This window comes from Nocardia wallacei (genome assembly GCF_029868745.1).
Classification (GTDB): domain Bacteria; phylum Actinomycetota; class Actinomycetes; order Mycobacteriales; family Mycobacteriaceae; genus Nocardia; species Nocardia wallacei_B.
In genome coordinates, this window is sequence record NZ_JARWOP010000131.1 from 1 (window position 1) to 11,730 (window position 11,730).

15 protein-coding genes are annotated in these 11,730 nt (G+C 69.5%); 10 read left to right on the forward strand and 5 right to left on the reverse strand.

Features of this window, described 5'->3' with window-relative positions:
• On the reverse strand, positions 1 to 1,130 hold a 1,130-nt coding region (locus QH470_RS10450), incomplete at its 3' end, for an ATP-dependent DNA helicase (RefSeq protein WP_280272101.1).
• A 290-nt stretch (positions 1,131 to 1,420) separates the two neighbouring features.
• Here QH470_RS10450 and QH470_RS10455 point away from each other — a divergent pair.
• Entirely contained in the window at positions 1,421 to 2,539 is a 1,119-nt protein-coding gene (locus QH470_RS10455; RefSeq protein WP_280272102.1) for an epoxide hydrolase family protein, read from the forward strand.
• A gap of 4 nt (positions 2,540 to 2,543) precedes the next feature.
• Here the strand turns inward: QH470_RS10455 and QH470_RS10460 are convergent, their stop codons facing one another.
• Positions 2,544 to 3,110 (reverse strand): nicotinamidase, encoded by a 567-nt coding sequence (locus QH470_RS10460; RefSeq protein WP_280272103.1) that lies wholly within the window; start codon positions 3,108 to 3,110, stop codon positions 2,544 to 2,546.
• A 25-nt stretch (positions 3,111 to 3,135) separates the two neighbouring features.
• Positions 3,136 to 4,446 (reverse strand): nicotinate phosphoribosyltransferase, encoded by a 1,311-nt coding sequence (locus QH470_RS10465; protein ID WP_280272104.1) that lies wholly within the window; start codon positions 4,444 to 4,446, stop codon positions 3,136 to 3,138.
• Positions 4,447 to 4,574: 128 nt separating this feature from the next.
• Between QH470_RS10465 and clpS the strand changes: the two genes are divergently transcribed.
• The 9 genes from clpS (at position 4,575) to rdgB (ending at position 10,512) form a co-directional block, all read left to right on the forward strand.
• On the forward strand, positions 4,575 to 4,961 hold the full coding sequence (clpS, locus tag QH470_RS10470) for an ATP-dependent Clp protease adapter ClpS (RefSeq protein ID WP_280272105.1): 387 nt from the start codon (positions 4,575 to 4,577) through the stop codon (positions 4,959 to 4,961).
• Between the two features lie 22 nt (positions 4,962 to 4,983).
• Complete coding sequence (gene aosR, locus QH470_RS10475) at positions 4,984 to 5,553, forward strand: oxidative stress transcriptional regulator AosR (RefSeq protein ID WP_280272106.1); 570 nt, start codon at positions 4,984 to 4,986, stop codon at positions 5,551 to 5,553.
• A gap of 186 nt (positions 5,554 to 5,739) precedes the next feature.
• Positions 5,740 to 6,162: a M67 family metallopeptidase gene (locus QH470_RS10480; RefSeq protein WP_280272107.1), complete on the forward strand. Its 423-nt coding sequence runs from the start codon at positions 5,740 to 5,742 to the stop codon at positions 6,160 to 6,162.
• A 49-nt stretch (positions 6,163 to 6,211) separates the two neighbouring features.
• Positions 6,212 to 6,484, forward strand: coding sequence for a MoaD/ThiS family protein (locus QH470_RS10485; RefSeq protein WP_280272108.1), 273 nt, complete (start codon positions 6,212 to 6,214; stop codon positions 6,482 to 6,484).
• Between the two features lie 6 nt (positions 6,485 to 6,490).
• A complete protein-coding gene (locus tag QH470_RS10490; protein WP_280272109.1) occupies positions 6,491 to 7,453 on the forward strand; it encodes a PLP-dependent cysteine synthase family protein in 963 nt (320 codons plus the stop codon).
• A 135-nt stretch (positions 7,454 to 7,588) separates the two neighbouring features.
• The gene (locus QH470_RS10495; RefSeq protein WP_400182994.1) at positions 7,589 to 8,281 is read left to right on the forward strand and encodes a rhomboid family intramembrane serine protease; all 693 of its coding nucleotides are present in this window, start codon (positions 7,589 to 7,591) and stop codon (positions 8,279 to 8,281) included.
• 68 nt (positions 8,282 to 8,349) lie between these two features.
• Positions 8,350 to 9,114: a cyclic nucleotide-degrading phosphodiesterase gene (locus QH470_RS10500; protein WP_280272111.1), complete on the forward strand. Its 765-nt coding sequence runs from the start codon at positions 8,350 to 8,352 to the stop codon at positions 9,112 to 9,114.
• A 22-nt stretch (positions 9,115 to 9,136) separates the two neighbouring features.
• Entirely contained in the window at positions 9,137 to 9,901 is a 765-nt protein-coding gene (gene rph / locus QH470_RS10505; protein ID WP_280272112.1) for a ribonuclease PH, read from the forward strand.
• Entirely contained in the window at positions 9,898 to 10,512 is a 615-nt protein-coding gene (rdgB, locus tag QH470_RS10510; protein WP_280272113.1) for an RdgB/HAM1 family non-canonical purine NTP pyrophosphatase, read from the forward strand. Before rph ends, rdgB begins: the two co-directional genes overlap by 4 nt.
• 139 nt (positions 10,513 to 10,651) lie before the next feature.
• On the opposite strand, the gene QH470_RS10515 is transcribed toward rdgB, so the two are convergent.
• Positions 10,652 to 11,059, reverse strand: a complete 408-nt coding sequence (locus QH470_RS10515; RefSeq protein ID WP_425302647.1) for a DUF3817 domain-containing protein — start codon at positions 11,057 to 11,059, stop codon at positions 10,652 to 10,654.
• 178 nt (positions 11,060 to 11,237) lie between these two features.
• On the reverse strand, positions 11,238 to 11,690 hold the full coding sequence (locus tag QH470_RS10520) for a transcriptional regulator (protein ID WP_425302645.1): 453 nt from the start codon (positions 11,688 to 11,690) through the stop codon (positions 11,238 to 11,240).
• Positions 11,691 to 11,730 lie beyond the last annotated feature (40 nt).

Consider the following 11,730-nt stretch of genomic DNA (forward strand, 5'->3'; position numbering starts at 1 on the left):
CCCCCCCCCCCCCCGCCCCCCCCCGCGCGCCCCCCCCCCCCCCCCCCCCCCCCCCCCCCCCCCGCCCCCCCCCCCCCCCCCCCCCCCCCCCCCCCCCCCCCCCCCCCCCCCCCCCCGGACTCCGGATCACCTTGCGGGACGGACACACCCGGCGGCGCCAGCGCGGTGCGGAGATTCCAGGCGGCATCGCGGACCAGCGCGAGCACGGGGGAGACGCCGTCGGGCAGGGCGTCCCAGCGGCCCGGCGGCAGGTCCTCGAGCAGGTCGTGCCAGGCGTCGGCGGCGCCCTCGAGCCGGTCGACCTCTTGTTCGTCGGCGAGTTTGGCGCAGCGTTTGGCGGCGGCGGTGATGGCGGCGGTGGACAGCTCGGCGGTCGCCACGCCGGTGACGCGGTCCACCAGTTCGTGGGCCTCGTCGATGACGACCACATCGTGTTCCGGGAGCACCTGGATGCCGCTGATGGCGTCGATGGCCAGCAGCGCATGGTTGGTGACGACCACATCGGCCTGGCCGGATTCGCTGCGGGCGCGTTCGGCGAAGCAGTCGGTGCCGAACGGGCAGCGCGATTTGCCCAGGCATTCTCGCGAGGACACGCTGACCTGCCGCCACGCCCGGTCGGTGACGCCCGGCGCGACCTCGTCGCGGTCGCCGGTCTCGGTGTCGGAGGCCCAGTCGTTGAGCCGCTGCACCTCGCGGCCGAGGCGGGACACCGCGAATGCGTCGAACAGTTCGGCGTCGGCCGGTTCGTCCGGGACGGCGCTGTTGATCTTGTTCAGGCACAGATAGTTGTTGCGGCCCTTGAGGATCGCGAACCGCGCCCGGCGGCCGAGCGGCTGCTCCAGCGCCTCGGCCAGGCGCGGCAGGTCGCGGTCCACCAGCTGGCGTTGCAGGGCGATGGTGGCCGTGGAGACCACCACCGTGCGGCCGGTCTGCACGGCGTGCCGCAGGCTCGGTATCAGGTAGGCCAGCGACTTGCCGGTGCCGGTACCGGCCTGTACGGCCAGGTGCTCCTTGGTGTCGATGGAGTGCGCGACCGCGGCCGCCATGGTCTGCTGACCCTTGCGCGCCGCGCCGCCGAGCGCGTCGACAGCGGTCGCCAGCAGGGTGGGGACGGGCGGGAGTTCGGGCACTCAGGCAGATTACTGCGCCGGTCCGACAGTCACGCGCGGACTCTCGCGGAATGCGGGGCGGGTGGGGCGAACCTCCTCCCACGCCTCCCCCGAGCCACCTTCACAGTCCTCGACGACACCGGCCACTACCCCCAACTCGAAAAACCCGACGCCACCGCCACAGCCCTGACAGAGTTCCTGGCCAGCGGATGAGGCTTCTTCGGATTGGCGTTGGAACGGAACGATCCATTCTGCTACTCTGATCGTAGAGCAGAACGAAGCATTCCGTTCTGGTGAGTGAGGAGAAGAGTATGAGTGAGATTCGTTCCTTCCGGATCGAGATTCCGCAGGCCGAGCTGGATGACCTGAGCTATCGGCTGGCGCATGCGCGGTTCGCGAACGAGCTGCCGGCGGAGCGGGTGGCGGGGAAGGTCGATGTGGGCATTCCGGTGCCGGCGGGGTGGGAGTACGGGGTGCCGGGGGAGTTCGTGCGCACGTTGGTTCAGCGGTGGCGCGACGAATTCGATTGGCGGGCAGTGGAAGAGAAGCTGAACGCGTACCCGCATTTCGTCACCGAGATCGACGGGCAGAGCATTCACTTCCTGCACATCCGCTCGGCGAATCCGGCGGCGACGCCGCTGATGCTGACGCACGGCTGGCCGAGTTCTTTCGTGGAGTTCCTGGGCTTGGTGGAACTGCTCACCGACGAGTTCCACCTGGTGATCCCGTCGTACCCGGGCTTCACCTGCTCCGGTCCGACCGCCGACATCGGATGGGCGCGTGAGCGGATGGCCGCCGCCTACGTCGAACTGATGCGGAGGCTGGGATACGAGCGCTACGGCGTGCACGGCAACGACGGCGGCGCGATCGTCTCCCCGGAAATCGGCCGCCTGGCCCCGGACAACGTGATCGGCGTGCACGTCAACCAGATCTTCTCCTTCCCGCAGGGCGAGCCGGGCGAACTGGACGGACTCAGCGAGCAGGAACTGATGGGTGTGCGGTTCGGGCAGAAGTTCCTGGAACACTCCATCCACGACTTCGCGCAGCGGGCACAGCCGCAGACGCTGGCGCACGGGCTCTCGGATTCCCCGGTCGGCCAGCTGGCCTGGAGCGGTCAGCTGCTGGGCACGCTGGATCCCGACGACATCCTCACCAATGTCGCGCTCTACTGGTTCACCAACACCTCGGCGTCCTCCGCGCGGTTCTACTTCGAGGACGGGCACGGCGCGCACGCCACCGAACCGACCACGGTCCCGCTCGGCCTCGCCTCGTTCGGATACGACTTCCGGGCGCCCCGCAAGTTCGCCGAACGCGACCACGCCAATATCGTCCAGTGGAACGAGTACAGCGAGGGCGGGCACTGGGCCGCCTACGAGGTGCCCGAAATCCTGGCCGCCGACATTCGCGGATTCTTCGCGAAGCTGACGTAGACCGTCAGTGCTCCAGCTCGCCCGCGAGTTCCACGCCGGCCCCGCGCATCCGGTCGAGCGCCTGCTCGGCCGTGCCGGGGGCGACGGCGGCGGTGAGACCCAGCAGCACCCGGGTCTCGAACCCCGCGGCGCGGGCGTCCAGGGCGGTGGCGCGGACGCAGTGATCGGTGGCGATGCCGCAGACGTCCACGGTATCGATGTCGTTGGCGCGCAACCAGTCCGCGAGGGGAGTGCCGTCCGCGGCGGCGCCCTCGAAACCCGAATAGGCCGCGCTGTATTCGCCTTTGGAGAAGATCTCCTCGATCGGGGCGAGATTCAGGTTCGGATGGAACTCGGCGCCGGGCGTCCCGACGCGGCAGTGCGGGGGCCAGGTGCCGACGTAGTCGGGGTTGTCGGAGAAGTGCGCGCCCGGATCGATGTGGTGGTCGCGGGTCGCCACGACGGCGGCGTAATCGGAGACGTCCAGGTACTCGCTGATCCGCCGGGCCACCGCGGCGCCGCCCGCGACCGCCAGCGAACCGCCCTCGCAGAAATCGTTCTGCACGTCGACGACGATGAGTGCTCTGGTCATATTTCGCACCTCTGGCTCGGTGCTCTCATTGTAGGAAGGTGGTCGGGATCGCGGGTTCCCCGGCCGACAGTTTCAAACCCTCCCAGGGCAGGCTGACCCGGCCCTGCGCGACCAGCTCTCGCCCCTCCCGCAGGCCGGGCCGGTCGTCGGCGATCGCACCCGCGCGGACCAGCGGAACGAGCAGCTCGCGCGCCTCGAAGCCGCCGGGATCCGGGCGCGGCCCGGCGGCCGGATACACGATCTCCTCCACGATCGTCCCGGTTTCGCGCGACAACCGCATCGCCAGTTTGGTGCCGCCGCGCGACTCCTTGTGACTGCTGCGCTTGGCGACCGGCACGCCCTCCACCTCGACCAGCTTGTAGACCATCCCGGCGGTCGGCGCGCCGGACCCGGTGACCAGAGAGGTGCCGACGCCGTACGCGTCCACCGGCTCGGCGCGCAGCCCGGCGATCGAGTACTCGTCCAGATCGCCCGACACCACGATCCGGGTCCGGGTCGCCCCGAGCGCGTCGAGTTGGTCGCGCACCTGCCGGGCCAGCACGCCGAGATCGCCCGAATCGATCCGCACCCCACCGAGTTCGGGTCCGGCCACCTCGATCGCGGTGGCCACCCCCTGCGTGATGTCGAAGGTGTCGACCAGCAGTGTGGTGCCGATGCCGAGCGCCTCGAGCTGGCTGCGGAACGCCGCCGCCTCGTGCTGGCCGTCCGGCCCGCTGTGCAGCAGGGTGAACGCGTGCGCGCTGGTGCCCGCTCCGGGAACGCCGTAGCGGCGCACCGCTTCCAGATTCGAGGTGGCGTCGAAACCGGCCAGATAGGCGGCGCGGGCACAGGCCGGCGCGGCCAGTTCGTGGGTGCGCCGGGAGCCCATCTCGATCATCCGGCGGCCGTCCGCGACGCTGACCATGCGGGCGGCCGCGGACGCGATCGCGCTGTCGTGGTTGAGGATCGACAGGATCAGCGTCTCCAGGACGACACATTCGGCGAACTCGCCCCGCACCGAGAGAATCGGCGAGCCGGGGAAGTACAGGTCGCCCTCGCGGTAGCCGTCGATATCGCCCGAGAACCGGTAGTCGCGCAGCCACTCCAGCGTGCGGTCGTCCAGGAAACCGGCGGCGACGTCGAGTTCGGCGGGGCCGAAACGGAATTCGGCCAGGGCCTCGAGCAACCGGCCGGTGCCCGCGACCACGCCGTAGCGCCGACCGTGTGGCAATCTTCTGGCGAACACTTCGAAGGTGCACTGCCGCCGGGCCGAGTCGTCGGCCAGCGCGGCCGCCAGCATGGTCAGTTCGTACTGGTCGGTCAGCAGCGCGGTGCTGGGTGCCGAGGCGGTGTCCACGCCGCCACTGTAGCCAGGCGGCTCGCCCGCGCGGGTCCCGGATGTGGCTGGGGACAGGGACGAATCGGCTACCGGCGGGTGTTGTTTATCCGGGGTCGAGTCGTACCCTGAGGGTTATGGGTCTGTGCATGAACCACGCTGTCCGGGTCGCTGCCGGTCCGGTCGGCGCGAACGTGACCGCGGTGCACACGCCGGGCCCCGGGAGCATCGCCACCGTGCGGCTGTCGGCGCCGCAGGCGACTCCGGAAACCGTCGAGGCCACCGAGATCCTGGAGGCCGAGGACCGGCCGTGGGTCACGGTGGTGTGGGACGATCCGGTGAACCTGATGCACTACGTCACCTACATATTTCAGAAGCTGTTCGGCTACAGCAAAGCCAAGGCAACCGAGTTGATGCTCAAGGTGCACAACGAGGGTAAGGCGGTGGTTTCGTCCGGTTCACGCGACAAGATGGAACACGACGTGCAGCGACTACACGCGGCCGGACTGTGGGCCACCATGCAGCGTGACGACTGATCGGGACGACTACCGTAGCCCCGTGCGCAAGTGGAGCAGGAAGAACTCGCTGAGCGGGCTCAAGCTGCGGTCGGAGATGGAAGCGCGGGAGGCCGAGGTGCTGCGCTCGCTGGTGGGCGCGGTGACCGGCCTGCTGAGCGACCGGGCGCAGTCGGCGCCCGAGGACGATCTCGCCGAGCTGACCGGGCTACGCAGCGGCAACACGAGTCCCCCGGACGATCCGCGGCTGGCGCGGCTGCTGCCGGACTTCCACCGGCCCGAGCCCGGCTCGCCCGACGCCGACCGCGCCGATCTCAACAGCGCCCTGCGCGGCCTGCACGAACCCGACATCATCGAGGCCAAGGTGGCGGCGGGCAGCGTGGTGCTCGAGACGCTGCCCGCGACGGGCGGCAAGGTCGTGCTCACCCCCGAGCAGGCCGATGCCTGGCTGAGCGCCCTCAACGATGTCCGGCTGGCGCTGGGCACCGCCCTCGGCATCGAGAACGACACCCCGGAGCAACTCGCTCCCGACGACCCGCGGGCCCCGCATCTGGACGTCTATCACTGGCTCACCTGGATGCAGGATTCCCTCCTGCAAGCCCTCGCGCCGTGAGCAGAATTCGAATCTCGCTGCGGATAACTATTGACAGCGACGTCGACTAGCACATTTCCCGATCCGGCGCGGGAAATTCGGGGGCTGCGGCCGTCGGTCGGGGAATAGGTGCATATTCTGGGCCGTTGACGACAGCGTTTCGACCTCGTGGCGTGTGCGTCGGGTGTGAGCGGAAGGATTTCGACTGTGCTGGTGATCAGGGCCGACCTCGTCGACGCGATGGTGGCGCACGCTCGCGCCGACCACCCGGACGAGGCCTGCGGCATCATCGCCGGGCCCGAGGGATCCGACCGCCCCGAGCGATTCGTGGCGATGCTGAACGCCGAACGATCGCCCACGTTCTACCGGTTCGACTCCGGCGAGCAGCTGCGGGTCTGGCGCGAGATGGACGATCGCGACGAGGAACCGGTGGTCGTCTACCACTCGCACACCGCGACCGAGGCCTATCCCAGCCGCACCGACATCTCCTACGCCGCCGAGCCCAACGCCCACTACGTACTGGTCTCCACCCGCGACCCGGAAGAGCACGAACTGCGCAGCTACCGGATCGTGGACGGGGTGGTGACCGAGGAACCGGTGCGGATCGTGCCCGAGTACTCGACCGTCTGAGCCCGTCCGCACCAGGAACACCGTCCCGACAGGAAGCAAGGAGTACCTCATGCCGGTAACCGTGTCCATCCCGACCATCATGCGCACCCACACCGGTGGCGAGAAGCGCGTGCAGGCCACCGGCGCCACCCTCGCCGCGGTGATCGACGACCTGGAGAACAACTACTCCGGGCTGAAGGAGCGGCTGCTGTCGGACGGCAAGCTGAACCGCTACGTCAACATCTACGTCGACGACGAGGACGTGCGATTCGCCGGCGGTCTCGCGGCCGAGGTGCCCGAGGGCGGCACCGTGACGATCCTGCCCGCCGTCGCCGGCGGCTGATTTCCCGTGGCGCGCTACGAATCCCTGATCGACACCCTCGGTAATACGCCGCTGGTGGGCCTGCGCCGGTTGTCGCCGAAATGGGACGGCGACGACCACGTGCGGCTATGGGCCAAACTCGAGGACCACAATCCGACCGGGTCCATCAAGGACCGCCCGGCGCTGCGGATGATCGAGCGCGCCGAGGCCGACGGGACGCTGCGGCCCGGCTGCACGATTCTGGAGCCGACGAGTGGCAACACCGGTATCTCGCTGGCCATGGCGGCCAAGCTGAAGGGGTACCGCCTGGTCTGCGTGATGCCGGAGAACACCTCGGTGGAGCGGCGTCAGCTGCTGACCATGTTCGGCGCCGAGATCATCGACTCGCCCGCGGCCGGCGGCTCCAATCAGGCAGTGGCGCAAGCGAAGCGGATCGCGGCGGAGAATCCCGACTGGGTGATGCTGTACCAGTACGGCAATCCCGCGAACGCGCTGGCGCACTACGAGGGGACCGGCCCCGAGATCCTGGCCGACCTGCCGGAGATCACGCACTTCGTCGCGGGGCTGGGCACCACCGGAACGCTGATGGGCACCGGGCGATTCCTGCGTGAGAAGGTGCCGTCCATCGATATCGTCGCCGCCGAGCCGCGCTACGGCGAACTCGTCTACGGGCTGCGCAACCTCGACGAGGGATTCGTGCCCGAGCTGTACGACGAATCCGTGCTGACCTCGAGATTCTCCGTCGGCCCCTACGACGCCGTGCGGCGCACCCGGGAACTGGTCGGCGAGGAGGGCATTTTCGCGGGCATCTCCACGGGCGCGATCCTGCACGCCGCGCTCGGCGTGGGCGCCAAGGCGCTGAAGGCGGGGAAGCGGGCGGACATCGCGTTCGTGGTCGCCGACGGCGGCTGGAAATACCTGTCGACCGGGGCATATGAGGGCACGCTCGAAGAGGCCGAGGACAAATTGGACGGCCAGCTCTGGGCCTGAGCCGAGTCGGCAGGCACGAGGACGCGGCGGGTCCGGCGGGTTCATCGGTACGCTCGGGGGTGCGGAGTCCGGTCGCGTATGGGCCGCTACCGGCCCGAGGTCTTCGCGAGGAGGTGATGGCCGGTGACCGCAGGAATGGGCTCGTCGTTCGATCCCGATCGGATCGCGGCCTGGCGCGGGCAACAGGGGAAATCGCCGCTCGCGCAGCGGGGCACCTCGTCGGCGGCGCTGAAGTTGTTGTGGCAGCGCGCTATCGCGATCACGCTCGGTTTCGTCGTGCTGCTCTACGGCATCGAGGGCGTCGACACCGCCACCGGTGACCGGCTCGAGCAGGAGGGCGTGCACCCGCGCAGCACCGACGGGCTGACCGGAATCCTGTTCGCGCCGCTGCTGCACGGCGATTGGGCGCACCTGATCGGCAACACCCTGCCGGTGCTCGTGCTCGGCCTGCTGACACTGCTCACGGGGATCGGCCGCGGTCTGGCGGCCACCGCCATCGTCTGGCTGATCGGCGGTTTCGGGACCTGGCTGATCGCGGATCCGAACTCGATACACGTCGGCGCGTCGGTGCTGGTCTTCGGGTGGCTCACCTATCTGATCTCCCGCGGGTTCTTCGCGCGTAACCTCTGGCAGATACTGATCGGCCTGGTCGTGGGATTGCTGTACGGGTCGATTCTGTGGGGAGTACTGCCCGGACAGCCCGGAATCTCTTGGCAAGGGCATCTTTTCGGGGCGGTGGGTGGACTGGTTGCCGGCTGGGTACTCTCTGGGGATGAACGTCGTCGTCGCCGCGGGGGTAGTGTCGGCCGCCCCGCGTCGCCGGGATGATCGCGGAGCCCGGCCGGTGTTTGGGGGATCCCCTCTTGAGTGAGAATTCAGCGTGGCAGCATGGGGGAATGCGCCTCACCGTCCTCGGGTGTTCGGGCAGTGTGTCCGGCCCGGATTCCCCCGCGTCGGGTTATCTGCTCACCGGTCCGGACATGACACCGACGGTGATCGATTTCGGTCCCGGCATCCTGGGCGCGCTGCAGCGCCATCTGGATCCCGGTGAGGTGAACATCTTCCTCACCCATCTGCACGCCGATCACTGCCTGGATCTGCCGGGCCTGCTGGTCTGGCGGCGCTATCACCCGAATCCGCCGAGTGGTCGCGCGGTCGTGTACGGGCCGTCGGATTCCGCGCTGCGCATCGGCAACGCCTCGGCCGAGATCGGCGGCGAATGCGACGACTGGTCCGATGTCATCGATATGCGGCCGTGGTCGGAGGGCGAGCAAATCCCCTTCGGCCAGGGGCATACCGTGCTCGCTCGGCGCATGTTCCACCCGCCGGAGTCCTATGGCCTGCGGCTCACCACCGCGTCCGGCCGGGTCCTGGTCTACACCGGCGACACCGCGCTGTGCCCGGCGGTCTTCGAACTCGCGCAGGGCGCGGACGTCCTGCTGTCCGAGGCGTCGTGGACGCACGACCCGGCCAATCGCCCGCCGGGTATTCACCTCTCGGGCGCTGAGGCCGGGGAGATCGCCACCCGCGCCGGCGTGGGCGAACTGCTGCTGACCCACATCCCGCCGTGGACCTCGCGCGAGGACGTGATCGCGGAGGCGAAGGAACAGTTCAGCGGCCCCGTGCACGCCGTGTCGCCGGGCGAGGTCTTCGAGATTTAACCGGCCCACTAGGCTGCTCCTCGTGTCGAGACGAGCCGATGGCAGGGCGGACGACGAACTCCGCGAGGTCCGGATCACCCGTGGGTTCACCACGCATCCAGCGGGATCGGTGCTGGTGGAGTTCGGGCAGACGCGGGTGATGTGCACCGCGAGCGTCACCGAGGGCGTGCCGCCGTGGCGGCGTGACTCCGGATTGGGCTGGCTCACAGCCGAATACGCGATGTTGCCCGCGGCCACCCACACCCGCAGCGGACGAGAGTCGGTGAAGGGCAAGGTCGGTGGGCGCACCCAGGAGATCAGCCGGTTGGTCGGGCGGTCGCTGCGCGCCTGCATCGACCTGGCCGCGATCGGCGAGAACACCATCGCCCTCGACTGCGACGTGCTGCAGGCCGACGGCGGTACCCGCACGGCCGCCATCACCGGCGCGTACGTGGCGCTGGCCGACGCCGTCACCTACTTGGGCGCGGCCGGGCAACTGGCCGACCCGCAACCGATCTCGTGCATGATCGCCGCGGTCAGCGTGGGCGTGGTCGACGGCCGGGTGCGGCTGGACCTGCCGTACGAGGAGGACTCGCGCGCCGAGGTCGACATGAACGTGGTCGCCACGGACACCGGAACGCTGGTGGAGATCCAAGGCACCGGCGAGGGCGCTACTTTCCCCCGCTCCACGCTGGACAAACTGCTCGATTCCGCGCTGGCCGGTTGCGAGCAGTTGTTCGCAGTGCAGAAGGAGGCGCTGGCGCTGCCGTATCCCGGTGTGCTGCCGGAGCCGGAGAAGCGGAAATGACCGAGCGGCGGCGCGTGCTGGTCGCCAGCCGCAATGCCAAGAAGCTCGACGAATTGCGGCGCATCCTCGCCGAAGCCGGTATCGAGGGCCTGGAGATCGTGGGCCTGAACGAGGTGCCGCCCTACCCGGAGGCCCCCGAGACGGGCGCGACCTTCGAGGAGAACGCGCTGGCCAAGGCGCGCGACGGCGCCGCGGCCACCGGGTTGGCCTGTGTCGCGGACGATTCCGGTCTCGCGGTGGACACGCTCAACGGCATGCCCGGGGTGCTGTCGGCGCGCTGGTCGGGGCGGCACGGCGACGACGCCGCCAACAACAGCCTGCTCTTGGCGCAGTTGTCCGACGTCCCCGACGAGCGCCGCGGGGCACGGTTCGTCTCCGCGTGTGCTCTGGTCGCCGACGGCCGCGAGGTCGTCACGGTCGGCGAATGGCCCGGGGTGATCCGCCGAGAGCCCCTCGGCGACAACGGTTTCGGCTACGACCCCCTGTTCGTCCCGGAAGCCGAGACTCGCACCTCGGCCCAGCTCACCGCCGCCGAAAAGGATGCCGCATCCCACCGCGGCCGCGCCCTGCGCGCCTTGCTCCCCGCCCTCGCCGAACTCGCCGGGCACTGACCGGCAATGCAAATGCCGTAGGCGGCTCGGGCCTGAAACCCGTACGGCGCGGCCGGCTCCCGGATGTATCGCATCGGCGACCTGGCGGTGTGGCGCGCGCCCGACGCTCGGAGGTTGTGGGCGGCTCGGACTTGAACGGTCAGAGGTTGTAGGCGGCTCGCACCTGGCGGGTGCGGTAGTGCTCGCAGACGAAGGACAGGAACGGGATGGTGCCGGCGAGGGCGGTGACGACCGTGGTGCCGGGCTTCCAGCGGGTCTTGATCGCCAGGTCGATGGTGAACACCAGGTACAGCATGTAGAAGATGCCGTGGATCTGGCCGACGTAGAACAACCAGTGCGGCGCCGTGCTGCTGTCCTCGAGCAGCAGGTACTTGTAGACCATCTCGGCGCAGAGAAGCAGCAGCCACACACCGGTGATGTAGGCCAGCACCCGGTAGCGGGTGAGCGCCGAACGGATCCGCGCCGTGCTCGCAGCAGCAGCGCGCGGCTGCGCCGTCGTGCCGGTGGCGGAATTGTCGGCGGACGTCGCAGCGGCCGCGGTCGTCACTGCTGACGTGTCGGTGGCGCCCGGAGTGGCGTCGGCGGGCTCGGTGTCCGGGGTGGTGTCGGTGGAGTTCTCGGCGGCGCTCAACCGGCGCTCCTCTCGAATGAGGCGATGGATGAAGGAGGGGGAGACGGCGTGGACCTCGCGCCGGGTGGGCCGCTCAGGCGGCGGTGGTTCGTGCTCACCGGCTGCTCGTCTCCGTGCTGCGCCCGGCGAGCCCGGCGGTGTCGAGCTGCTGCCGCATGTCCTGAGCGTTCAGCTCCGCCAGATAGCGGTTGTATTCGGCGAGGACCGGGTCGTCGTCGCGGCGCGCGGTCGGCCGTGCGGGCAGGATGCCGGGCGGAATCTCGCGTGGCGGTAGGGGTTTCGCGCTCTTGTCGGTCGGCGTGGCAATGCTCTCCTCGCCCGCCTCCTCCGCCGCGGTCTCCCGCTCCAGGCGCACGAACCGGAAGTAGGCGAACACCACGAACCCCGCGAACAGCGGCCATTGCAGGGCGTAACCGAGGTTCTGCGCCGTGCCGGTCGATGATTCGAACCGCCCCCACTGCCACCAGCCGAGCGCCAGGCAGACCAGCGCGGCGACGATCACCAGGGTGATCAGAGCCGGGCGGCGGTGTGGAGCGGACACGCCCACCACGGTACTCGTCTACTACGCGGTACGTAGTGGCAGGCCC